Origin of the sequence: Phytobacter palmae (genome assembly GCF_039409775.1) — a bacterium.
Classification (GTDB): Bacteria; Pseudomonadota; Gammaproteobacteria; order Enterobacterales; family Enterobacteriaceae; genus Phytobacter; species Phytobacter palmae.
This window is the reverse complement of sequence record NZ_JBCIVJ010000028.1, coordinates 23,050-46,589: the sequence shown is the minus strand read 5'-3', so window position 1 is coordinate 46,589 and position 23,540 is coordinate 23,050. Positions and strand designations below refer to the sequence as shown.

The 23,540-nt window shown below is 53.8% G+C and carries 18 protein-coding genes; 10 read left to right on the top strand and 8 right to left on the bottom strand.

Going from position 1 to position 23,540, the window contains the following annotated elements; genetic code table 11:
- Both AAIG39_RS22820 and AAIG39_RS22815 read left to right on the top strand, forming a co-directional pair.
- A partial coding sequence (locus AAIG39_RS22820) for a hypothetical protein (RefSeq protein ID WP_343194787.1) occupies nt 1-208 on the top strand: 208 nt, incomplete at its 5' end.
- Between the two features lie 17 nt (nt 209-225).
- A complete protein-coding gene (locus AAIG39_RS22815) occupies nt 226-1,182 on the top strand; it encodes a nickel/cobalt transporter (RefSeq protein ID WP_343194786.1) in 957 nt (318 codons plus the stop codon).
- Nucleotides 1,183-1,217: 35 nt separating this feature from the next.
- Here AAIG39_RS22815 and proP read toward each other — a convergent pair whose 3' ends face one another.
- Nucleotides 1,218-2,720 carry a glycine betaine/L-proline transporter ProP gene (proP, locus tag AAIG39_RS22810; RefSeq protein ID WP_090080849.1) on the bottom strand — a complete coding sequence of 501 codons (1,503 nt, stop codon included), beginning with the start codon at nt 2,718-2,720 and terminating at the stop codon, nt 1,218-1,220.
- A gap of 683 nt (nt 2,721-3,403) precedes the next feature.
- On the opposite strand from proP, the gene kdgT reads away from it, so the two are divergent.
- Nucleotides 3,404-4,402, top strand: a complete 999-nt coding sequence (gene kdgT, locus AAIG39_RS22805) for a 2-keto-3-deoxygluconate transporter (RefSeq protein ID WP_090080847.1) — start codon at nt 3,404-3,406, stop codon at nt 4,400-4,402.
- 101 nt (nt 4,403-4,503) lie between these two features.
- Here the strand turns inward: kdgT and AAIG39_RS22800 are convergent, their stop codons facing one another.
- Nucleotides 4,504-5,385 carry a diguanylate cyclase regulator RdcB family protein gene (locus tag AAIG39_RS22800; RefSeq protein WP_343194785.1) on the bottom strand — a complete coding sequence of 294 codons (882 nt, stop codon included), beginning with the start codon at nt 5,383-5,385 and terminating at the stop codon, nt 4,504-4,506.
- 2 nt (nt 5,386-5,387) lie between these two features.
- Nucleotides 5,388-7,733, bottom strand: a complete 2,346-nt coding sequence (crfC, locus tag AAIG39_RS22795) for a clamp-binding protein CrfC (RefSeq protein WP_343194784.1) — start codon at nt 7,731-7,733, stop codon at nt 5,388-5,390.
- Nucleotides 7,734-8,347: 614 nt separating this feature from the next.
- Between crfC and AAIG39_RS22790 the strand changes: the two genes are divergently transcribed.
- Nucleotides 8,348-8,683: a zinc ribbon domain-containing protein YjdM gene (locus AAIG39_RS22790; RefSeq protein ID WP_090080838.1), complete on the top strand. Its 336-nt coding sequence runs from the start codon at nt 8,348-8,350 to the stop codon at nt 8,681-8,683.
- An 18-nt stretch (nt 8,684-8,701) separates the two neighbouring features.
- Here the strand turns inward: AAIG39_RS22790 and yjdP are convergent, their stop codons facing one another.
- From yjdP to AAIG39_RS22770, 4 genes are all read right to left on the bottom strand, one after another.
- Nucleotides 8,702-9,022 (bottom strand): DDRRRQL repeat protein YjdP, encoded by a 321-nt coding sequence (gene yjdP, locus AAIG39_RS22785; RefSeq protein ID WP_090080836.1) that lies wholly within the window; start codon nt 9,020-9,022, stop codon nt 8,702-8,704.
- A 91-nt stretch (nt 9,023-9,113) separates the two neighbouring features.
- The gene (locus AAIG39_RS22780; protein ID WP_343194783.1) at nt 9,114-11,429 is read right to left on the bottom strand and encodes an ATP-binding protein; all 2,316 of its coding nucleotides are present in this window, start codon (nt 11,427-11,429) and stop codon (nt 9,114-9,116) included.
- A 4-nt stretch (nt 11,430-11,433) separates the two neighbouring features.
- Nucleotides 11,434-13,275: an ATP-binding protein gene (locus tag AAIG39_RS22775; protein WP_343194782.1), complete on the bottom strand. Its 1,842-nt coding sequence runs from the start codon at nt 13,273-13,275 to the stop codon at nt 11,434-11,436.
- 434 nt (nt 13,276-13,709) lie between these two features.
- Nucleotides 13,710-16,274, bottom strand: coding sequence for an ATP-binding protein (locus AAIG39_RS22770; protein WP_343194781.1), 2,565 nt, complete (start codon nt 16,272-16,274; stop codon nt 13,710-13,712).
- A gap of 235 nt (nt 16,275-16,509) precedes the next feature.
- Between AAIG39_RS22770 and AAIG39_RS22765 the strand changes: the two genes are divergently transcribed.
- The 6 genes from AAIG39_RS22765 (at nt 16,510) to AAIG39_RS22740 (ending at nt 22,658) form a co-directional block, all read left to right on the top strand.
- Nucleotides 16,510-18,033, top strand: coding sequence for a sugar ABC transporter ATP-binding protein (locus tag AAIG39_RS22765; protein ID WP_090080824.1), 1,524 nt, complete (start codon nt 16,510-16,512; stop codon nt 18,031-18,033).
- Nucleotides 18,026-19,036: an ABC transporter permease subunit gene (locus AAIG39_RS22760; RefSeq protein WP_039077869.1), complete on the top strand. Its 1,011-nt coding sequence runs from the start codon at nt 18,026-18,028 to the stop codon at nt 19,034-19,036. The genes AAIG39_RS22765 and AAIG39_RS22760 overlap by 8 nt, the downstream gene beginning before the upstream one ends.
- A 39-nt stretch (nt 19,037-19,075) precedes the next feature.
- Nucleotides 19,076-20,017: an ABC transporter substrate-binding protein gene (locus tag AAIG39_RS22755; protein WP_090080822.1), complete on the top strand. Its 942-nt coding sequence runs from the start codon at nt 19,076-19,078 to the stop codon at nt 20,015-20,017.
- 79 nt (nt 20,018-20,096) lie between these two features.
- Complete coding sequence (locus AAIG39_RS22750; protein WP_249569798.1) at nt 20,097-20,783, top strand: D-lyxose/D-mannose isomerase; 687 nt, start codon at nt 20,097-20,099, stop codon at nt 20,781-20,783.
- Nucleotides 20,784-20,793: 10 nt separating this feature from the next.
- The gene (locus tag AAIG39_RS22745) at nt 20,794-21,654 is read left to right on the top strand and encodes a ketose 1,6-bisphosphate aldolase (RefSeq protein WP_249569801.1); all 861 of its coding nucleotides are present in this window, start codon (nt 20,794-20,796) and stop codon (nt 21,652-21,654) included.
- A complete protein-coding gene (locus AAIG39_RS22740) occupies nt 21,651-22,658 on the top strand; it encodes a carbohydrate kinase family protein (protein WP_343194780.1) in 1,008 nt (335 codons plus the stop codon). The genes AAIG39_RS22745 and AAIG39_RS22740 overlap by 4 nt, the downstream gene beginning before the upstream one ends.
- A gap of 7 nt (nt 22,659-22,665) precedes the next feature.
- Here AAIG39_RS22740 and AAIG39_RS22735 read toward each other — a convergent pair whose 3' ends face one another.
- Entirely contained in the window at nt 22,666-23,466 is an 801-nt protein-coding gene (locus AAIG39_RS22735) for an AraC family transcriptional regulator (RefSeq protein WP_090080813.1), read from the bottom strand.
- Between the last annotated feature and the right edge of the window lie 74 nt (nt 23,467-23,540).

Genomic DNA, 23,540 nt, shown 5'->3' with positions numbered 1-23,540 from the left:
GACTCTTCATCGAACGTCGTTCGATTATTCGCCGCGAGCGGGAATCCCGGGTGCACTGCGCTTACCTGAGCGGTTGCCCTTCGGCCAGCGCTCTCGCTCAAAAGGGCCGAAAGACTTTTTTATCCCGCACTTACGTCTGGTAACGATCATCCCCTCCCCCTTGCTGGAGCTCCCCCTGTGCAGCACCTATACTGCGGTCATGCTTTAACCATCCCTCTAAAGCTTATGACAACCCAAACGCTTACCCGTCAATGGCGTCTGCCTGGCGCCATCGTGGCAGTGATGCTGTTGCTGGCCGCAGCATTCGCTCTGCATACACACTGGAACGCCTTTATCCAGTGGTGTCTGGCAGCCCAGATCACGCTGCACCGCTATCTGGTGATGTATCTGCTGCAACTGAATAACCATCAGTATGCCGGGGGAATGTGGCTGCTGATCGGTTCGTTCTTTTATGGCGTGTTACATGCGGTTGGACCAGGCCACGGAAAGTTTATCGTCACAACCTACCTCAGTACCAACCAGGAGAGCCAAACCGCCGCGCGCGTCGTCCCTTTTCTTGGCAGTCTGATGCAGGGCGTGAGTGCGATCCTTTTTGTCTTTATCCTCGCAGTAGGTTTTAACCTCGCAGCCGGCGATCTCAGTGAGAGCCGCTGGTATGTCGAGAAAATCAGCGCAGTCATGATTGGCGGGTTTGGCGTCTGGCTAATCGTCAAAGCGATAAAAAACATCAAACCGCAGAGAATGAAAATCACTGCCATAAGGTCTCTGCATCATACGCATGATAACGGCTGCGGCTGCGGGAATCACGGCGTGGGAATCAGTATGCAAGGCGACTGGAAAACGCGGCTGGGCGTCATACTTGCCATTGGCGCTCGGCCCTGTAGTGGCGCAATCATGATTTTGCTCTTTTCAAACGCGCTGGGCATTGTGAGCTGGGGGATCGCGGCAGTCATGACCATGGCCTTCGGTACCGCTTTGTCGATTATGGGGCTGTCGCTGGCAGTGCGCTATGCCCGTAACCGAACTGCCGCCTTTTTCGGTCAGGAGAGCGGCAACATGCCATGGCTGCTGCCAGCGCTGAACATTGCCGGAGGCCTGGCGCTGATTTTGTTTGCCGTGGTGTTGTTCCTGACAGTCGTTCCGGTCAGCCCTGGCGGTGATTATATTGCGGCGGGTTGCTGATACAAAAAGCCCGGTACGCGACCGGGCTGTATCTGTTACTCGTTAATCCGTGGGTGCTGATCGACAAGGCGTGAGCGTTTCGCCTGTAGTTCAGCAATTTCCGCATCAATATCTTCGATTTTCTGTTCGATATTATCGTGATGCTCGCGCAGAATTTCTTTCGCCTCCTGAATATCGGAAGCCGCAGGCGTCGCACCTTTTAATGGACGGTTCGCCGTCTCCTTCATCGTAATACCTGTAATCAGGCCAATTATCGCAACCACCATCAGATAATAAGCTGGCATCATCAGGTTCTGAGTACTTTCCACCAACCAGGCGGCCAGCGTCGGGGTCAGACCCGCAATCAGTACCGAAATGTTAAATGCGCTGGCGAGTGCACTATAACGAATATGGGTCGGGAACATCGCCGGCAAGGTCGATGCCATCACGCCAATGAAACAGTTGAGGATCACGGCCAGCATCAGCAGCCCCGCGAAAATCAGCCCCGTCACGTTGCTGTTGATCAAGATAAACGCCGGGATAGACAGCACAAACAGCGCCACACTCCCCAGAATAACAAACGGACGGCGGCCAAAACGGTCGCTGAGTAAGCCCATGACAGGCTGCACAAACAGCATACCGACCATAATCGCGATAATAATCAGCACGCCATGGTCTTCTGAATAGTTCAGGTTATGCGAGAGATAGCTCGGCATGTACGTCAGCAACATGTAATAGGTCACGTTGGTCGCAATGACCATACCGATACAGATCAGCAAACTACGCCAGTGCTTTGTCGCAATCTCTTTGAAAGAGACTTTGGGACCGTTTTGTAGGCCTTCGCGGTCGCCCTGCTCCAGTTTATCCACATGCTGTTGAAACGCAGGGGTCTCTTCCAGCGCATGACGTAAATAAAGACCAATTATCCCCAGTGGCAATGCCAGAAAGAAGGGAATACGCCAGCCCCAGCTGAGGAAATTTTCTTCACCAACGACCGTAGATATCAGCACGACAACACCCGCACCGATAACGAAGCCCGCGATAGACCCAAAATCAAGCCAGCTGCCGAGAAAGCCGCGTCGACGATCCGGGGAGTATTCCGCTACAAAAATTGATGCGCCAGTGTATTCTCCGCCCACAGAGAACCCTTGTGCCATTTTACACAGCAAGAGCAGGACAGGCGCCCAAATACCAATAGAAGCATACGAGGGAATAAGCCCAATACAGAATGTACTGACGGACATAATCACTATGGTGATAGCGAGGATTTTTTGCCGTCCATATTTATCGCCAAGCATCCCGAAAAACAAACCACCCAGCGGGCGAATAAGAAACGGGACGGAGAAAGTTGCCAGTGCGGCAATCATCTGCACGCCAGGATCGGCATCTGGAAAAAACACTTTACCCAGCGCGTAAGCCACGAAGCCATATACGCCAAAATCAAACCATTCCATCGCGTTACCGAGCGAAGCGGCAGTTATCGCTTTTCGCAACTTACCGTCATCAATGATGGTTACATCGCGCAGTGTAATAGGTTTAACTTTCTTCCTTTTTAACATGATGTCCTCTTTTGACTTTCGCCCTGAACCGCGCAATAGATTGCCAAAGCAGGCGTGCGCGTATTAAGCCGTACATACCGACTTACCTTGTTCAAGCGTAGCAGGTTTACTTACACTGGCTGGTTACAGCCTGTACAACCGAACCTGTTGACGCCTGGCAGGGCGTTGTTTAACCGCCTTTTACCCTAACAGGGTTTAAAAACGTGATCAACTTCACACAAAATTACCGTGTGATGACAAACACAATTTTAGCAATCCGCATCGCTTTTCTCCGAAACTGCGTTTTACTTAACGAGAAAATGCGTTTTTAGCTTATAGAATGTCCGCAGTCGTTATTCATAAACATACGCCATAACCCCCGTGATTATTATTCTGCTAGCTGTATCCATTCACCTTTTTACAGAAAGTATGTAACGCAAAGTTATTTAATTGTTCACATATAAATCTTTACACAGAATATGTGATGAAGATAACTAAAACACTGTTTTATTTTCATTGAATCATTATTCCAATGATCGCATCATACGCCCAGACACAAAACAGATAAGGATAGTGACGGTGCTTCCAGGAAAGGATTAACAGCGCCGGGTATTGAACAAAGTCGAACCATGAGCGTTTAACTTCTTGAATATCAAGTTTTTACTTTCTCGTTCATAGCACATGATGAGATATGAGGATTCATAATGAAAATCAAATCCACCATTGAACGCATCCCCGGTGGGATGATGTTAATACCTTTGCTGCTCGGGGCAATTTTAAATACGCTGGCACCCAATACAGGCGCTTATTTCGGCTCTTTTACCAAAGGCATGATCACGGGTACGGTACCTATTCTCGCCGTTTGGTTCTTCTGTATCGGCGCATCAATTGATTTACGCGCCACCGGCACTGTCTTACGCAAATCAGGTACTCTGGTACTGACAAAAATCGCCGTTGCCTGGGTTGTGGCGATGATCGCCGCCACGTTTATTCCGGAAGGTGGTATTCAGACCGGTTTCTTCGCCGGGATCTCTGTCCTGGCTATCGTTTCGGCGATGGATATGACCAACGGCGGCCTGTATGCCAGCCTGATGAACCAGTACGGCACGAAAGAAGAATCTGGCGCATTCGTGTTGATGTCGCTGGAATCCGGCCCACTGATGACCATGGTCATTCTGGGATCTGCGGGCCTGGCATCCTTTGAACCGCACCACTTTATCGGGGCTGTACTGCCGTTTCTGATTGGCTTTGCGCTGGGTAACCTCGATCACGACCTGCGTGCGTTCTTTAGTAAAGCCACACCGGTACTGATCCCGTTCTTTGGCTTCGCGCTGGGTAATACCATCAACCTGAAAGTCATCCTTGATACCGGTCTGCTGGGCATCGTACTGGGTATCGCGGTTATCATCATCACAGGTATCCCGCTGATTATTGCCGACAAAGTCATTGGCGGTGGTAATGGTACGGCAGGTGTTGCCGCCTCTTCTGCGGCAGGGGCAGCGGTAGCAAATCCGGTGATCATTGCCCAAATCAACCCGGCGTTTGAACCGGTAGCCGCCTCCGCAACGGCGCTGGTGGCAGCGAGCGTGATTGTGACGGCGATTCTGGTCCCCATCATCACCGCACTCTACGCCAGACGGTTTGGCGAAGTTCCTGAGGTGACAAAAGCGGTAGACAAACCCGCCGCCTCGCTCAATCATTAAAAAAAGTCCCCGACGTTATACGCCGGGGGCTTCTCTTTACCTGTTTGTAGCTATGTCCTGCAATTAGCCATCAACATTGGTTAATTGCAGGGCACATCTTTTTAATCACCGAAAATCTCATCCACCATGGCACTGGCTAAGCGCGACGCCGAACATAATCTTGGCATTCCTAACGCTACCGTCTGCCAGCTTTGGGTCACCGACCAGCAAATGGGGTGACGCTCCGCATCGCACCAGTCGCCAAGCCAGCCCAACAGATCTTTATAATCCATCAGGCCCGGTGTCGCCGGTGTTGTCAGCCACTGGTGATAAAAATGACGGGTGGCAGGCGCAGCATTAATACCCTGCGCCAGAAAATCGGAAGCCATCGCGCGCAGGTTATCTTTCAGCATAGAAGCCACCTCACTACTCGCCAGGCGACAGGCATCGCCAAAAGCGCCCCAGCGCAACTCTTCCAGCGCGACATAGCAGCGGCCCGCCATCGACCAGCCGTTGTAATTCCCGGCCCGCCAGCGGGTAAAAATTTGCTCGCTGTGATTTCCCGCCTGTACCGTTAAGCCACGCTGGCCGAGCGCTTTCTCTTTCCAGTTTGCTCGCTGGCTAAAATGCTCAATTAATTCATCGTATTGCTGTTGATTACCCGCCGTATTGAGCGCGGAACGACGCTGCTCCGCCTGCTGCAGTGCGACCAGGCGCTGGGTGATACGCGTTAGCGCGAGATGGCCGGGATCGAGCATACTGGCGAGCTTTTCCGCCAGCCCCAGACGTAACGAGTCATTCTCATTTAATACGCCGGACATGGCCCACGGACGCAGTTGGGTTTGCGCCATCACTTCCTGGGTCAGTCTTTCACGAAACAACTGCTGTTGGGGCACAATCTGACTCTGGCGAGGCGCATCAGCACCCTGCACTAAATCCACAATGAACTTCGGATGAATGCACTCAAGCGTTCGCCCTGGCCCTTCCAGTAGTCGATTTTTCATAATTACTCTGCTGCGAATAGTGTTTGTATATCATCGCGTAAAAGACGTGCATCTTCCTGAATCCAGTTTGCAGTCTTGATGCAGTGCTTCAGGTGCTGCCGCAATGCTAACACTGACGATTCGTTTTGCTGACGAATCGCCAGACTGTCACGCAAACTATCTTGTAGCCCTGCCAGGCTGAGTGAGAACTCGGCAAAGAACGTAGCCATACCCGCCGTAACAGAAACATCGACCTGTGCGGCCAAAGCTTTACGAATTTGTTCACAAAAATTAGCAACATGCTGGATAAGCTTGTTATGCAATGACGCCACATCAATAACATAGCGTGTCCGGGTCACCACGTAATCATCCCATCCCCAGCTCGGATTATTTAACCAGCGCGAAACCGTTTCACGTACGCTTCCGCTACGCGGCGCCTGTCCTGCCGGGGTATCTTCCGGCGCGATGGCATTGGTAAAAAGCTGGCGGGTATTAAAATTCAGCGTGCTTGCCTGGAAGGCCGGGAAACTGATACGCGCCCGGAAACCGGCATGGCTGAGCTCTTCTTTAATGCGCATCTCAATCGGTCGCATCGCATCATTGAGTGAGCGGGCCAGGGTGTTTTCCAGTTGGTCAAAACGCATCGCCAGTTCGCGACTGATCTTCTCCTGCGCGGTGACAAAAATCGCTTCGCAGGAGGAGCGCATTTTGCTCAGGACAATCTGCGCCTGTCCCTCATCTTCCAGCACCAGTTGGCCTGGCGAAAATCCTGAATCAAGACGCAGGTCGGCCTGACTTTCGCTGGCCATCTCCATCATCTTGCCGTCGCGAAACCAGGCGTTAATGGCTTCAACAATTTCCAGTTGCTGGCTATGAATGAAGATATCCGCCGCCGCCAGCGCTTCATCCACCTCATGATCAATCTCATCGCTGACGCGCTCCTGACAACTTTTCAGTAGCGTCATATCTTCTTCAAGGCGTGTGATGTTGTGCTCAAGGTTCTCAAACGCAACCGTCAGCCCCTGGTAGCGGAAATCCAGATATTCCCGGGCGCTCTGTGCGTAATTAAGCAGCTTATGCGACGCCGAACGCAGCGCATACAGCGACGCGTTGGCGTGCGCAGCATGCAGCAACTTGCGAATAGGCTGCTCAAACAGCGAGTCTTCCCACAACAGGTCGGCGGCGTGATGAATATGCTCAACATCATCCAGGTCGGCCATTCGCCATCGTCTTCCCAGCGCCGCTTCGGCAAAATCCTGTACCCAACGCTGCTCTTCCGGGTCGGGTAATTTTCCCTGCTGTTTGATTTCATGGCGGGCGCGGTTCGCCAGATAGCCCCACATCGAAGAGACGGGGAAAATCTGCGTTGGATTGATATACCCTTTCATTAACGTCCCGGCGATCAGCGCCCGTACCTGCTCTTCGTCATCGCTATTACGGTCTTTCTGATCGAATTTATTAACCAGCGCATACAGCGGGACAGAGCGCCCAACAGCGGAAATCGCGTGGCGAACCTCTTCATCAGAGATCGACTTAAGCTGGGTGTAATCCATCACCGCCAGTACCGCAGACGCTCGCGCCAGTTGCTCATTAAGCATCTTGTGCAGATGCGGTTGTCCCGCTTCGTTTGGCCCGGGAGTATCAAGAAGCGTCAATTGGCCCAGATCGTTTTCAAGGCCCGCCAGGTGAACAAACTCAACTTCAATAACCGGGATATTCTCTATAGAGGCATAAGCCGAGAAGGGAAAATCAACATCCAGCGCTTTCGACAGACGCACCAGGTCGTTAAGACTTTTTAAACAATGGAAAATGGGCTGTGCGCCCAGATAATGTTTGTCGAACGCATCTCCTTTAGCGATGCGTTCGAGCAGGGCGCTCATGTCCTTATCAATTTCGAGCTTTTGCGCCAGCTTTTCACGGTCATATGTATAAAGCCGCGTCTGGAGTTGCTGGGTCAGCGCATCAATTGGCCCGACATGAGCGAAATGCAGTACAGGCTCTTTCTGGCCCGGTGTGTGGCGAATCAGCGTCGGTAGTGCCGTCATAGGACGGTTGCGATTAGGCAAAACCTCAGTGCCCACAATCGCGTTGATTGTGGTCGATTTACCCGCTTTCATCGTCCCGACAATCGCTAATACCATCTCCAGTCGGGTGATTTTCCGTAATTCGTTATGCAGAGTGGCTTGCTGCGTCTCAATGCCGCGAGCACTAAAATGTAATGGCAGTACATTTGCGTTATCTGCTTTGCCGGAAGCCGCCTCATCAAGCGTTGCAATCGGCAGGGTTTTGAGCGCCTGCAGATTATGCAAGGAGAGCTGTAACAACCTCTCTGCTTCCTGGCTTAATTCGAAAATTGTCTGTGTGTGCATGATAAAAGTCTTTCCTTAACGCAAATTTCTTACTTTTATTAAGCCGCGATGTTTATATTTGTGAAGTTTCGGCTTTTATAATTACGTGTGGAAAATATCTTATAGAAGATAAATGCCTGATGGGAATCAGGAAAAATGTAATTTCTCGGTAGAGACTGACAGAGCGCGCCGTCCCGGACATAAAATGCCTGGGAGATAGAGAGCGTAGCTCATTTTCAAGAACGACCAGGATATATCGTCATTTATTTACCCCCCCAATTTGCGAGGTAATTAACTGTCTTCGGTAGAAGACGCTGCAGACATGGCTGTTTGCTGATTATTAGCACCGGTTGCGTCATCTCACCTTATCTGAATTGGCAATGGGTAGCAATTTCCCGGCGAAAATATTCTAAATAACATACATAAGCATTTTCCCTTAATCACCAGGGCTTAGCATCGCTTAAGGGAATGACAGGTTATGTCACCTGCATCACCTTTTTTATGTTTTCCTGAAAAAAAGAATAGCAACAGTAATTATACGGACATGATGTATAATCGCGGGCTTTTATGGCATAAACCGCCTTTTTCGCTGGCCTGTTTCCAGCATCATATGTAATTTTTTTGAGGATACCCCCATGCAACTGCCAAACTGCCCGAAATGCAATTCCGAATACGCTTATGAAGATAATGGCATGTTCATCTGCCCGGAATGCGCCCATGAATGGAACGACAACGAAGCAGTTGCCGAAAGTGACGAGCTGATTGTCAAAGATGCCAACGGCAATTTACTGGCCGACGGCGACAGCGTCACTGTTATTAAGGATCTGAAAGTAAAAGGGAGTTCTTCCATGCTGAAAATCGGCACGAAAGTGAAGAATATCCGTCTGGTCGAAGGCGATCATAACATTGACTGCAAAATCGACGGATTTGGCCCAATGAAGTTGAAATCCGAATTCGTGAAAAAGAGCTGATTTCCGTTCAACAGGCCTTTAGAACTCCTCTTCCAGTCGGCGCTCTTCGTCGTCCAGTTGGCGACGCTCCTGATCGAGCTGGCGCTGACGGTCATCTAACTGGCGGCGCCTGTCTTCAAGCTGCCTGCGCCGATCTTCATAGCGTCTGCTCTGTTCGTCACTACGGCGGCGATCGTCATCATACTGACGATCATCATCGTTACGGCTATCGCTGGGGTGATAGGCGTCATTGATGGCCCGCTGAATATTGCCGATGGCGTCATCGACAACATCAGCGTGGGCCATATGGCTGGTTATAGAGAGTGCGCTGATAAACAGCAGGGTTGCGTAACGTTTCATAAAGCCAGTCTCAATAGTGGGCTGGCTTTACGTTAATCAAGCGCCATTCTCACGAGTAGCGGAGGAATCTCAAACTACGTCGGGTAACAGTTTACAAACCATAGCGGTCAATGATCTGCCGATGGCGCTGTTCATCCAGCCCGCCTTTAGCGGCGACGCTAAGCCAGTGCACCGGATGCGGCCAGTCACGTGTGAGCGTGAGCAACATGCTGTCCACTTCCTGCGGCTGCATTGATAGCGGCGTAGCCAGATTAAAGTACACGCCAGGCAGCGGCTCCTCAGGATGTTCGCGATCGGTTACTTCATAATCGGCCTCGCTACTCACCCAAACTTGCCCGCCGAATTCGCGCACTTTATTCTCAAACTGACTAAACATCTCCTCACCGGGGTAAACGCCATCAACAAACCATGATGGGGCATATCCCCCCTCTTCGATGATTTCGACAACATCATAGAGACCGATAAAATATTCCCGCTCGGCTTCATCTTCCGGAGGGGTATTGAGCAGTTCGACATCAAAGACCACGCTGTCGCCTAAATGCTGCTGCGCTTTCGGCCACGCCGGCTGGAAGACTCTGGCTGTTGCTGGCCCGGTACGCTGAGCAAGATAGTAAACATAGTCGTGCTCTTCCCGGAAACGTAGCCGCACGGCTCCCCAGTTTTCCTCGATGGGGCCGTCTTCGCTTTCGAATTTCATTCCCAGCTTCGTTCCGGCCTCACGCACCAGCGCCCACTCTCCCTGAATACTCGCCGCGGTGATCAGATCCCACAGAACATTGTTAGTCTCTTGTTCTTGCGCCTCAAGCATTGCAATAGCACGCTCAAGACGTGGGATAGCACGCTCGCTGGCGCGCAGTTTCATTGCCGCACGGCTCGCCATCAACAGCGGTGCGACCTTACTGCTGCCTTCTGGCGTATTGAGCATCGACTCACTCAGGGTTTCCAGCGCCGCCCAATCTTCATTGCCAAAGGCGACCTGCATTTCGAACCAGTACGCGACATGCGGAAGCGTCTCGCGATAGTCCTTAGCGAGGGTTAAAATCTCATCGAACCGCCGCGTACGTAGCAGCACGCCCAGTAACTCGAACAGCAGAGGAGACTCACTCTGCGGATGACGTAACCGCCAGGTTTGCAACAGTGCGATGGCTTCATCAGCGGCATGGCAAGCCTCCAGTGCAGATGACGCCAGCGAAACCAGTTGTTCATTATCAGGCAACTGCATGGCCGCCAGTTTCAGCCATTCCGCTTCCTGTTCCGGGTCACGCCCCTCGTTTTGTTTACTGCGCTCTTCAAGCCACTCATACAGTTCATGTGCAGGAACCGGGAGCAGCACCTCTTGTTCTTTGCCAGCAATCTCGCGTTCAAGTTCCGCCAGAGCGCGATCGGCCCCCATCTGTTTACGTAAACGTGGCAAACAGGCTTTTGCCTGCCCTAACGCCCGGCGGGCAATCCAGGTCGCATTGCGTGCCAGCGCCAGGCGAATGTGCACTATGGCGGTATCTATTGCTGCCCTCCAGGCCTGCCTGGCGATACGCTGTTCAAGGATTTGCTGTAACGACACGCCCGTCTGCCAGTTGTTAAAAGACGCATCATGGCGGCAAAGCTGGTCAATGATCCTCACCCAGCGGACAACGCCGCGCGTTTGCAGTTGCTTCCAGTGGATCAGACTGTTGCAGGCCTCATCCAGTCTCCCCATACAGGCATATGCCTCAGCGCGGATCATCGTTCGCGTCAGCCGTATCTGTTCGGCGCAACCTTCCAGTTCTTCAGGCTCGCAGAGGGGTTCAATCACCGCCAGCGCTTCTTCATAGCGCCCTAAATAAATCAACGCTTCAGCTTCGTTTTCTTGCAGGCCAGTGACATCAGGTTCCCCTGCATCACGCACTTTCTTTATCTGTCCCCGAATGTAATCCAGCGCCTGCTGCGTCTCGCCTTTATCGACCATGGCGCAGAATTGCTCGTCCGACAAACACTGGAAACAGCTCCACAAGGGCGTAATACGCTCCATCGTTTCCTGACACACGGCAATACGTTCATCCGCCCAGCCCGGGCCGTCGATATTGCCGTAGCAATCGCTGAGATCCTGAGTAACACAAACGGATTGAGGGCACTCAATAGCATCCGGTTGATGGGCACGCTCAAAGAAGGTCACCGCATCACCCAGCGCGGTCTCGCCCTCTCCCATGCCCAGCCGGTGGCGCATCTCCCAGTGGCCAATAAACACATCAAGCCAGGGATTCCCTGCCGTTTTCTTAAATGACCGTGCTTCCGGCAGTAACGCTTCGCTCACATCAGGCTTAACGTCACAAATGGCGTTAATTAATTTATTCAAATGATCGGTAATATAGGGTTGGCCTGCAGCATGAAGATCCCTTTCATATTGGTTGTACCATTGCCATATATCCATTTTATTATTCCCCTTTATTTGCAAGAAATTGAGTCATTATTATCTGGTTAATATTATCTAGCGCCTGATGAAAATCATTAGGGCCCGAACGTTGCAGCTGAAAAGATAAAATGACCTTCAGGCTTTTCAATAACTGACAGGCGACATCGGTGTGTTTTCCGTTTTGCCAGGAAGCAGAAAGCGCCTTGATGGTCGGATTATTAAAATTAATATAGAGCTGTTTATCGGACTGCTCGCTGATCCGTTGAGTAAACTGCCGTGCCAGCATCAGTGCCGCAGTACTCATTCGTCGATCGGCATCATCCTGTTCCAGCCGCTGTTTCAATTCGACTTCGCGATTCGGCACTACCACAAAGGGGAGCACTGCGGGCTCAAAGCGTGAAATAACGCACTCTTCATCATCAGCCAGTTGCTCACGCCACCACTGTTCTTCTTGCTGGCTAATTTCATGGCAGGAGAACAATGACTGATTGCCGCCCGAGGTGCCAATTTCAATGAGCCGCGCTGAATAGAGCGTTGCCCAACGGCGAAGAAACGGTATAACGGCATAGCGATGCCCCAGCGCAACGGGCCGCCCGGAGAGACGAAATAACATCTCTTCAAAGGAGCTCTCTTCTCCCGGCATCACCAGTAGCGTATTTTGCTGGCGCAGATGGCTGACCGGAATATCACCTTTAGATGTCGGGATGAGCAGGTCATCTTTGAGCAGATCAAACAGCCTTTCGTCGCAAATCGCCGCCCCTAACAAGGCTTCGTTATGACGTAGCAGCACACGCCGCCAGATTGCCGGCTGGTTTTTAGCCAGCTCGCCCAGACCTTTAATTAGCCCCTCGGCTAACGCATGCTGCGTGGCGAAATAGGCGTCATCACGCTGTAAATCTTCCCGATTCGCCGTGGGCGTCAGGATATTGGACTCCACCACACCGCCAACAAAACCGGCCCACAGCGGCAACAGGTCATGCGCCTGATCGTCAAGCAGCATGCCGCGCAAAAAGAGCGAAAGATTACGGTTATCGCTGGTGCCGTAGGTCGCGCCATCCTGAATCCAGAGAATGCCGACCACATCGCTTTTGCCAGAAGGGGTGATATCAATGGTGCAAATAGGGGTAAAAGTACGTTCAAAACGGCTGGCAAACTCAATGTTCTGCTTCTGACGAAGCCCCGGATGGAGGATGACCGCCGAGTCGTGGTCCCTGCGCCAGGGTGGTGAAAGATGGTTGACCGCCGTCTCCGATTGACCCACAAACAGCGGTTCACGCATCAACACGCAGTAGCGGCCAAGCAACGTTTCCAGCAACGGATTATCCGCCAGGTAGCTGAACTCATCTTTAAGGCTGAGAGTGACCGTAAAGCCGGGCTCTCTGGGGAGGGCAGATTCTATTCGGTACGTTTCTCCATTATCGGAACGATAAACCCAACCTTCCTGCGGCGTTTTCCAGGAGGTGGTATGGACAGTAACCTGCTCTGCCAGCACGAAGGAAGATAAGAAGCCCAGCCCGAACATACCGATGAGACCGGTGTCATCATCTTCCTGACGCAACTGCCGCGTATAGCCTATTCCGACCGTGGCCAGGAATTCATGGATTTCATGTTTTGTCAGACCCGCGCCCGAGTCATAAATCGTAATCGTTTTATTCTGCGGGTTGCCGGTAACACGAATTTCAGGCGTGAAGGCAGAATTAATTTCCTCCAGCCTGCGCCGGACTATCGCATCATGCGCATTTTGCACAAGCTCACGTAACGCGACAATTGGCGTTGAGTAAAGGTGTTTACTTAACACCTGCATAAGGCCATGCAGATTTACCGCTGTATCATGCTGCTCAATGGCGACGATCTTATTATCCATAATTTTTTCAGATCTCTGATTTTTCAATTACATTGCAAACAGGTAAGTATAGGTGCACCTACAAAAAATTCGCGTCTACATATTATTATTTTCGTCCAGGGAGAATAAGCCGATAAAAATCTTAAAGGCTATTGATTAATAGAATATGAATAATTGCGCAAGATATTGTTTACTCCGTAACGTCGCGCAACATATATCAGTGAGATGACAAGGTTATTATTTGCTGGCACAGGGCATAACGAAATGGAATAGAATTCCGCTATCTGCTCTCTTCGTATTATCGGCTGCTAAAGCCAGTCAATCGAAGTGAGAAAACATGCGAGATCGTTTCCCCGCAACAGGCCGCGTCAGTGACGACTGCCCATAGCCTCCGTGTTCAGAAACGCATCCACATTTCGTATTGCTGCTCTGTTGCTTCAATGGCCGTAGTCGCTTTACGCCGCAATCCGTCGCAACGCCTGTGCCAGTTGCACTCGGGTAAAAGGTTTTCGTAATAGCTCAACGTCAGGTAACGCCGGATTATGCGCCGGACGTAAATCCTGGCCGCTAATCAGTAATAACGGCAAATGCGGGTAGTGCTGACGGGCAAAATTAATCACCTCCGCGCCGCTCATCTGTCCTGGCAACATCAGATCGCTAATCAGCATGCCAATATCCTCCGACGCTGCCAGCAACGCCAGCGCCTGTTCTCCGCACTCCGCCTCCAGTGTTAAGTACCCCAGCCCATGTAACTGTTCACAGAGGGTCTGTCGTACATCCGCCTCATCTTCCAGCACCAGGATTAATTTATCAGTGCGGTCAGCTTCCTGAGCCGGCAACTGCTCAACCGGGCTGACGACCTGCACCGACGCGCGAGGGAGCTGCAAACGCACTGTGGTTCCCTGACCTGGCGCGCTATCAATAGCCACCCGTCCACCGGACTGGCGCACAAAGCCGTATACCATCGACAGCCCCAGGCCACTGCCGCTGCCGGTCTGCTTGGTGGTGAAGAACGGCTCGAAAACGCGCGCCTTCACTTCTTGTGACATACCGCAACCGCGATCGATGACTTCCAGCGCAACCATATCCTGCCTGCGGCCGTCGCTGCGCGTCACACGCTGATTCCAGGTACGGATCTTGATTGTGCCTTTTTGCCCTTCCATCGCATCGCGCGCGTTCATCACCAGATTGATAATGGCGTTTTCCAGTTGACCAACGTCGATCCATGCAGGCCAGGCAGGCTGCTGAGCTTCAATCTCCAGCGTCAGCGTGGCAGGAAGAGAGTGACGCATCAGTTCGCTTAAATTCTCCAGCAGCGGCTGCATCTCTACGGCATGGGGGTGCAGAGATTGCTTGCGTGAAAAGGCCAGCAAACGCTGGGTCAGCATCGCTCCGCGCTCGGCTGCTTTCAGTGCGCGGGAAATACGCGGTGCATCCGGCGATTGCGGGTTCACCAGCTCCAGACTACCAATAATGACCGCCAGTAAGTTATTGAAATCATGCGCCAGCCCGCCCGTAAGCTGACCAACGGCTTTCATTTTCTGGCTGTGCAGCAACGCCTCTTCCAGCCCCTTACGCTCCGTTCTGTCCAGGACCACATTGACCATCCCGCGCCCCGGCACCGGGCTAAATCGCAGCTCAATGGTGCGGTTATCCGCCAGGCGAAGCTCCTGTGGTTTCGGCATGGGTCGCGCCAGGTTCTCCTGCACATGGTCCGGTAGCTCACTCACCTCACGCAGCAGGCTCTGATAGTGCTGCCCGCGTTGCAGCGCATCGGCAGAGAGGCCAAGCAGCAACGGGTATTGCGGGTTCCACACGACCAGGCACCCCTGACTGTCGAACAGGGCAAACCCGTCACGCATGGCATGGAAAGTGGTCTCCAGCTGGGTGCTCTTCTCTTTGAGCAGCTTTGAGGTGTGTTCAAGCGAGGCGGTATTACGGGCGAACACGTTAAAGGCACGCGCCAGTTCGCCCAGCTCATCGCGCCGTTGCAGCGCCGGAACGGGGACATCCGGCTCACCGCGCGCCAGACGGGACATCGCACGGGAAATTGCCGTTAAATTCGACCCCAGATTACGGTAGATATACCAGCCAGCAAACCCGGTAATCACCAACGCCAGCAGGGCAAAAGCGCTGATAAAGATAATGATCGAGCGCATTTCACTGTGACTTTGCGCGGTCCGCTGCTCAGAGGCTTGCGCCACCTGGGCAACGTACTGATTGATATCGGTATTAAGAATGGCGACCAGTGCTTTGATATGAAACATAAACCAGCTTATCGCCAGATCGCTCTCATCCAGTTGCGCCGCCAGAGGGCCGAGTTTTGCCAGCTCATTGTTGTAATCCTGCAGAATGCCATTCACCACCGGGTTGTCAGTATGGTCTGGCAACTGCGCGCGGATCTCCGTCAGTTGCTGTATCGTCGGGCGCGGCGAGGGGGTGCGAATGGCAGCGGCCAGCAGCCGATCCATTTCGCCGAGTAAACGGGGATCGCCGATGGCGATGCCATCACGCAGGTTAATTTCCTGCAAATGGCGCAGATAACTTTGGTTCTGATACAACGAACTGAGTAGCGCATTACGTTCAAGATGGCGGCGCTGGCCACGCTCCAGCATCTGCGTCACGCTCTGTTCCAGTTCATTGCTGCGCCAGGTAATGCGCTCCACCAGTTGTGGTTCCAGTTGGGCCAGCGGTGCACGGGCCAGTTGCTCCAGCGAGTGTTGCAACGCCATCTGGGTCGCCTTAAGCCGTTCCGCCTCGCTTTTATATTCCAGCGCCCCCACAACCTGCGAAAGGCGTACCGCCGCCGTAGCGACATTCGCCGTATCACGCGCAAGGTTCATGCTACCGGTCATGTCATCCAGCGTCTGTTGCTGTACCTGCTCCTGGATTTGACTGGCATGGCGAAATCCCAGGACTGCAACGCCGCAAACCATCAGGGTCACGGCCATCACCAGCAAATTGAAGAACAGTAACCGCCCGCGCGCGCTGGCGAAAAACGAGTTGTGCCGATAGGGCATAGCGGGCTCCGTTGTCTTTTTCCCCTCACCGTCTCCCTCATGAGGAAAAGGGGCGGTTCAGTGCGGTCCGGTTTTCCCCCTCTCCCTTCCAGGGTGAGGGTGAAGGAAGTTATGTTGCGTAACTGTGATCTGTATTAACTATTCAGCAATATGACAAATATGAACGGCGACTGACATTTTGCATTTATTTTGCCGTGATGGACTGGCGCAATCGAAACCCTTGCAGGAGCAAGCCATGAGCAAGACGCCGGTTCTGGAGATGCGCAATATTGCCAAAGCGTTTGGCAAGTTTTATGCGCTCAAAGGGGTGGATCTGACGGTATATCCTGGCGAAATCCACGCTCTGATGGGAGAAAACGGCGCGGGTAAAAGCACCCTGATGAAGATCCTCGCGGGGGCATACACCGCCACCAGCGGCGAGATTTTAATTGATGGACAGCCCTTTAATATCAAAGGGCCAAAAGACGCGCTGGCGGCTGGCATCACGCTGATATATCAGGAGATGCAGTTAGCCCCTAATCTGACCGTCGCCGAAAACATCTTTCTCGGCAGTGAGATTTCCCGCGGTGGGCTGATTCAGCGCCGGGATATGGTTGCCCAGGCGCAAACTGTGATTGACCGCCTCGGCGCTCAGTTCAAAGCCAGCGACCTGGTGATGAAACTCACCATCGCCGAGCAGCAGCAGGTTGAAATCGCCCGCGCCCTGCACCGTAACAGCCGTATCCTGGTGATGGATGAACCTACCGCCGCCCTCTCCTCCCGTGAAACTCATCGCCTGTTCGAACTGATCATGCGCCTGCGCGATGAGGGGATGGCGATCATCTATATCAGCCACCGCATGGCAGAGGTGTATGAGCTTTCCGACCGGGTCAGCGTCCTGCGTGACGGTCAGTATGTCGGCAGCCTGACCCGCGACAAACTCAACGCCTCAGAGCTGGTACGCATGATGGTGGGCCGCCCGCTCAGCGATCTCTTCAATAAAGAACGCGATATTCCACGGGGCGACGTCCGTCTCAACATTCATCACCTCACCGACGGCAAAAAAATCCAGCCGGTCAGCCTGCAGGTACGCGCCGGAGAGATCGTCGGCCTCGCCGGACTGGTGGGCGCAGGTCGCTCAGAACTCGCACAACTGATTTTTGGCGTGCGTAAAGCCACCGGTGGAGTGATTGAAATCGATGGCGAACCGGTCGTGATCCACTCCCCGCGAGCCGCCATTGATTTAGGCATCGGTTTCCTTACCGAAAACCGCAAAGAACAAGGGCTGTTTCTGGAGCTGGCCGCTCAGGAAAATATCACCATGGCGACCATTGAGCGCGATGCAAGTTACGGTCTGCTCGACCGAAAAAAAGCGCAATCTATCTCCGATGACGCCATCAAGTTACTCAATATCCGCGTGCCCCATTCGCAGGTGCGGGCGGGCGGTCTTTCCGGCGGCAATCAGCAAAAACTGTTGATATCCCGCTGGGTCGCCATCGGGCCGCGCATTCTGATCCTTGATGAGCCAACGCGCGGTGTCGATGTCGGCGCCAAGAGCGAAATCTATCGCATCATGAGCCAGATGGCCCGCAAAGGGGTCGCCATCCTGATGATTTCCAGCGAATTACCTGAGGTGGTCGGCATGAGCGATCGGGTGTATGTGATGCATGAAGGCAGCATCGCTGGCGAGCTGGAAGGCGAGCTTATTACCCAGGAAAACATTATGCAGCTTGCAACCGGTATGAACGAATCCCATCACCAGGCGGTACACCATGACTGAATCGAAAGAGACCTCTGCCACCACGCCACAACAGGTGGCGAAATCGGCCTCGGCGAAAAAAATGCTGATGGGCGATCTGATGCAAACGGTCGGGATTTTGCCAATCTTGATCCTGATCGTTGCCGTATTTGGCTTTATTGCCCCCAACTTTTTTACGGAAAGCAACCTGCTGAATATCACCCGCCAGGCCTCGATTAATATCGTGCTGGCGGCGGGGATGACCTTCATCATTTTGACCGGCGGCATTGACCTGTCAGTCGGGTCCATTCTCGGCACCACGGCGGTGGCGGCGATGGTGGTGTCGTTGATCCCGGAACTGGCTTTCCTTTCCGTCCCTGCCGCACTGATGCTCGGTCTGGTGCTGGGGTTGTTTAACGGCGTACTGGTCGCTTTTGCCGGGCTTCCGCCGTTTATCGTCACGCTTGGCACCTATACGGCGCTACGCGGCGCGGCTTATCTGCTGGCAGATGGTACCACGGTCATCAACTCCAGTATCGGGTTCGAGTGGATAGGCAATAACTATCTCGGCCCGATCCCCTGGCTGGTGGTGATTGCGCTGGCGGTGATTGTGGTCTGCTGGTTCATTCTTCGCCGTACTACTCTGGGCGTACACATTTATGCCGTCGGCGGCAACATGCAGGCGGCGCGTCTTACCGGTATCAAAGTGTGGCTGGTACTGCTGTTTGTTTATGGCATGAGCGGTCTGCTTTCCGGCCTTGGCGGGGTGATGAGCGCCTCTCGTCTGTACAGCGCCAACGGTAACCTTGGCATGGGCTATGAGCTTGACGCCATCGCGGCGGTCATCCTCGGCGGCACCAGTTTTGTCGGCGGCATCGGCACCATCACCGGTACGCTGGTCGGGGCGTTGATTATCGCCACCCTGAACAATGGTATGACACTGATGGGCGTTTCTTACTTCTGGCAACTGGTGATCAAAGGGGCGGTGATCATCATTGCAGTGCTGATAGACAAATACCGTACCCGACATCATCAAAGTGCATAACAACAAGATTTCCCTGAAAACCCTACGTGAGGAAAGAATATGCGTTTGAAGCCGTTAGTCACTGCGCTCTGTGCTGGCGCACTGCTTGCCGCAGCGCCATTTGTACAGGCCAAAGAATTGAAATCGATCGGGGTAACGGTAGGCGACCTCGCCAACCCGTTCTTCGTGCAAATCACCAAAGGGGCGGAGCTGGAAGCGCGTAAACTGGCGGGCGATAAGGTGAAAGTGACGCTGGTTTCCAGCGGCTACGACCTTGGTCAACAGGTGGCGCAGATCGATAACTTTATCGCTGCCAAAGTCGACATGATTATCCTCAACGCCGCTGATTCGAAAGGCATCGGGCCTGCCGTAAAACGTGCGAAAGACGCCGGTATCGTGGTCGTCGCCGTTGACGTTGCGGCGGAAGGGGCAGATGCCACGATTACCTCGGATAACACCCAGGCCGGGGAGATGGCCTGTAAGTACATTACCGACCGTCTGAAAGGTAAAGGCAATGTGGTCATCATCAACGGACCGCCGGTCTCTGCGGTGCAAAACCGTGTGGAGGGCTGCCAGACCGAATTCAAGCGCCACCCGGATATCAAAGTGCTGTCCTATAACCAGAACGCCAAAGGCAGTCGCGAAGGGGGTCTGGAAGTTATGACCTCGCTGCTGGCCGCCAATCCGAAGATCGACGGCGTGTTTGCGATTAACGATCCGACCGCGATCGGTGCCGATCTGGCCGCCAAACAGGCACAACGTAACGAGTTCTTTATCGTTGGCGTGGACGGCAGCCCGGACGGTGAAGAGGCGCTGAAACGCGAGAACTCGCTGTTTGTCGCGACCCCGGCGCAAGACCCGCAGGTGATGGCAGCAAAAGCGGTGGAAATCGGCTATGACATTCTACAGGGGAAACCCGCCCCGAAAGAGCCAGTGCTGATCCCGGTGACGATGATCGACAAGAAAAACGTCGGCACCTATAAGGGCTGGACAGTTAAATAAGTGCGGATTAACCCCTTGCCCTCTCCCGAAGGGGCGAGGGCAAGGGGCAAAACGCACTATGAAGCCACAGGAGATCGGCATGAAACGCTCCGAAATCAATGAAATCCTCGGCCATACCCGGCAATTCTTTTCTATGCATGATGTCCACTTGCCGCCCTTCGCCAGTTTTCCTCCGACCAAATGGCAGCAGCTTGATCACGACAGCTGGCGCGAAGTCTTCGATTTAAAGCTGGGCTGGGATGTCACCGCTTTCGGCGGTGATAATTTTTACACCCAGGGACTTACGCTTTTCACCCTGCGCAATGGCTCTCCTGATGGCACCCCTTACGCCAAATGCTATGCGGAGAAAATCATGCATGTGCGCGACGGGCAGGTAACCCCCATGCATTTTCACTGGCGCAAACGCGAAGACATTATTAATCGCGGCGGTGGCAATTTGATTATCGAGCTGTGGAACGCCGGAGCAAGTAAAGAGACGGCCTGGACCGATGTGAGCGTGGTTATTGACGGGTGTATCCAGACACATTCAGCGGGCAGCCAGTTACGCCTCTCACCAGGGGAAAGCATTTGCCTGCCGCCCGGTCTGTATCACAGCTTTTGGGGCGAATCCGGTTTCGGCGATGTGCTGGTCGGCGAAGTGTCGTCAGTCAACGATGATGAACACGATAACCACTTCCTGCATCCGGTGGATCGCTTTAACGACATTCTGGAAGACGAACCCGCGCAGTTAGTGCTGTGCAATGAATATGGTTTGTTCCTGAGCTAAGGAGAATACGATGGCTTTGATTTCGCTTGCCCAGGGTCTGGCGCACGCCCGTGAACATCAGTACGCGCTGGGCGCGTTCAACGTGCTCGACTCCCACTTTTTACGCGCGCTGTTTGCTGCGGCGAAACAGGAGCGATCGCCCTTTATCATCAATATCGCCGAGGTGCATTTCAAATATGTCTCCCTCGAATCGCTGGTGGAAGCGGTGAAATACGAAGCCGCACACCATGACATTCCGGTGGTACTTAACCTCGATCACGGCCTGCATTTTGAATCCGTGGTGCGCGCGTTAAGGTTGGGCTTTACCTCGGTGATGTTTGATGGCTCGACGCTGGAATATGAAGAGAATATTCGCCAGACCCGGGAAGTGGTGAAGATGTGCCATGCGGTGGGCGTCTCGGTGGAGGCAGAACTCGGTGCCGTTGGCGGTGATGAAGGTGGCGCATTGTATGGCCATGCGGATGAAGCCTGGTTTACCGACCCGGCCAAAGCGCGTGACTTTGTCGACCGGACGGGTATCGACACCCTCGCCGTCGCCATTGGTAACGCTCATGGCAAATACAGAGGGGAGCCGAAGCTCGATTTTGCCCGCCTGGAGGCGATTCGTCAGCAAACCGGCCTGCCGCTGGTGCTCCACGGCGGCTCTGGTATCAGTGACGCGGATTTCCGCCGTGCTATCGGGCTTGGCATTCATAAAATCAATTTTTATACCGGGATGTCGCAAGCGGCGCTGGACGCTATTGAAGCCCGCATGGCCAACCGCCAGCCTGTCTACGACGAATTTGCTCAGCTCTTGCTGAGTGTGGAACAGGCCATCACCGACACCGTTGCCGGTCAGATGCGTGTCTTTGGCAGCGCGGGGCAACTGTGATGGAACGAAAAGGAGTTATCGCCGCCGGAAACATGCTGGTCGATCATGTGCACCAGATAGTGCAATGGCCGGAGCGTGGCTGGTTAGCCGAGATCACGCAAAGCGAGCGTTCAACCGGCGGAGCGCCGCTCAATGTCCTGCTGACCCTGGCAAAAATGCGCACGGGCATGCCGCTACAGGCGGTGGGTTTAGTGGGCGAAGACAGCGACGGGGATTACATTATGGCGATGCTCGACCAGTATCATGTGAATCGCCAGCATGTGCAGCGCACCAATTCTGCCCCGACCTCTATGTCGCAGGTTATGACCGATCCAACCGGACAACGCACCTTCTTCCACTCCCCCGGCGCAAATCGTCTTCTGGATCTTCCGGCATTCGACAGCCTGGACAAGAGTATGAAAATCTTCCATCTCGGCTATCTGTTGCTGCTCGACAGCCTCGACCTGCCGGATGAAGAGTTTGGTACCCGTAGCGCCCGCCTGCTGGCGAAGATGCGCGAACAGGGTTACGAAACATCGCTCGATCTGGTCTCCCGCAAGGGCGATCCGCGCTATCAGCCGCTGGTAATGCCCTGCCTGCCGCATCTGGATTATCTGGTTATCAACGAGATGGAGGCGGGGGAATTCAGCGGGCTGGAAATGCGCCGGCCTGACGATTCGCCGCATATCGCCAATATCGCCGCGGCCGCCTCGCAGCTACTCGCCGCCGGGGTACGACAGCGTGTGGTGATTCACTGCCCGGAAGGGGCATGGGGCGAAGAACCTGGCCGTGAGGGACAGTGGATAGCGACACGGATGCTCACGCAGGGGGAGATTATCGGTAGCGTTGGCGCGGGTGATGCATTTTGCGCCGGGCTGCTCTACGGCTGCCATGAGCGCTGGCCGCTGCCGCAAAGTATTCAACTGGCTCACGCCTGCGCCCGTGCCAGCCTGCTTTGCGCGAATGCCATAGACGGGGCGAAATCGCTGGAAGAGTTAAAACAAGAGATCGACGGCGCGCCGTAGCGCCGCGTTACAGTGCAGACTGGAAATAGCGCTGCGGCGATGCGCCCAGTTTCTTTTTGAACATAGTGATAAACGCGCTGGGACTGGTATAGCCAAGCTCATTTGCCAGCTGGTTAACCGCCACGCCGCGCGCCAGGCTGCATACCGCTTCCAGCAGACGAACCTGCTGGCGCCATTCGGTGAAGCCCAGCGCGGTCTCTTTGCGGAACAATCGGGCGAGCGTACGTTCGCTGGCACCCACCTGTGTGCTCCACCAGGCGAGCGTTGCCGCATGTCCTGGCTCACTGCATAAAGCTTTGCAGACCTTTTGCAGACGCCGCTCCTGTGGCAACGTCAGGTGGCATAACGTGGCGGGGGCCAGACGCTGGAACTCATTACTCAGCAAACCGAAAATTAGCTGCTGGCGCGTCGTATCTATCTCGCCTGCGCTACCGGCTGCCATCAATGCCTGCATCAGCGGCGTCACGCTCAGCCCTTTACAGGCCTGCGGGTAGCCGCGCGAAGCCTGCGGCGAAAAATAGATATTCCAGCTGATAACCTTATCTACCGCTTCCAGCCCGTGAGGCATGTCGCCTGGGATCCACAACCCTCTGCCGGGAAACAGCACCCATACTTCCTGCCCGGTACGCACTTTAGCGACCCCTTGCAGCGGCGCGATAAACTGCCCCTGTTCATGAGCATGGAACGGCTCTTCGCTTCCTGAGTTATACTGGAGTTGCCGTAGCCCCTGAATGCCGTATGGCGCGGCATCCCGCTCATCGGGTAAGACGCCTTTTTCGGCGTACTGCGTCGTCGTTTTTCCCCGCACCTGTCCGATCCTCTCAATTTTTCACTGCTGTAGCGTATACAGACAACTTTTGTCCGGTATTAAACATTCAGCCT

What these genes read in the sequence shown, in the direction of transcription:
- AAIG39_RS22770 (WP_343194781.1), bottom strand. Translation starts at nt 16,274, where the DNA reads ATGCCCTATCGGCACAACTCGTTTTTCGCCAGCGCGCGCGGGCGGTTA.
- AAIG39_RS22780 (WP_343194783.1), bottom strand. Translation starts at nt 11,429, where the DNA reads ATGGATATATGGCAATGGTACAACCAATATGAAAGGGATCTTCATGCT.
- AAIG39_RS22800 (WP_343194785.1), bottom strand. Translation starts at nt 5,385, where the DNA reads ATGAAAAATCGACTACTGGAAGGGCCAGGGCGAACGCTTGAGTGCATT.
- AAIG39_RS22755 (WP_090080822.1), top strand. Translation starts at nt 19,076, where the DNA reads ATGCGTTTGAAGCCGTTAGTCACTGCGCTCTGTGCTGGCGCACTGCTT.
- AAIG39_RS22775 (WP_343194782.1), bottom strand. Translation starts at nt 13,275, where the DNA reads ATGGATAATAAGATCGTCGCCATTGAGCAGCATGATACAGCGGTAAAT.
- AAIG39_RS22760 (WP_039077869.1), top strand. Translation starts at nt 18,026, where the DNA reads ATGACTGAATCGAAAGAGACCTCTGCCACCACGCCACAACAGGTGGCG.
- AAIG39_RS22750 (WP_249569798.1), top strand. Translation starts at nt 20,097, where the DNA reads ATGAAACGCTCCGAAATCAATGAAATCCTCGGCCATACCCGGCAATTC.
- proP (WP_090080849.1), bottom strand. Translation starts at nt 2,720, where the DNA reads ATGTTAAAAAGGAAGAAAGTTAAACCTATTACACTGCGCGATGTAACC.
- kdgT (WP_090080847.1), top strand. Translation starts at nt 3,404, where the DNA reads ATGAAAATCAAATCCACCATTGAACGCATCCCCGGTGGGATGATGTTA.
- AAIG39_RS22765 (WP_090080824.1), top strand. Translation starts at nt 16,510, where the DNA reads ATGAGCAAGACGCCGGTTCTGGAGATGCGCAATATTGCCAAAGCGTTT.
- yjdP (WP_090080836.1), bottom strand. Translation starts at nt 9,022, where the DNA reads ATGAAACGTTACGCAACCCTGCTGTTTATCAGCGCACTCTCTATAACC.
- AAIG39_RS22790 (WP_090080838.1), top strand. Translation starts at nt 8,348, where the DNA reads ATGCAACTGCCAAACTGCCCGAAATGCAATTCCGAATACGCTTATGAA.
- crfC (WP_343194784.1), bottom strand. Translation starts at nt 7,733, where the DNA reads ATGCACACACAGACAATTTTCGAATTAAGCCAGGAAGCAGAGAGGTTG.
- AAIG39_RS22745 (WP_249569801.1), top strand. Translation starts at nt 20,794, where the DNA reads ATGGCTTTGATTTCGCTTGCCCAGGGTCTGGCGCACGCCCGTGAACAT.
- AAIG39_RS22815 (WP_343194786.1), top strand. Translation starts at nt 226, where the DNA reads ATGACAACCCAAACGCTTACCCGTCAATGGCGTCTGCCTGGCGCCATC.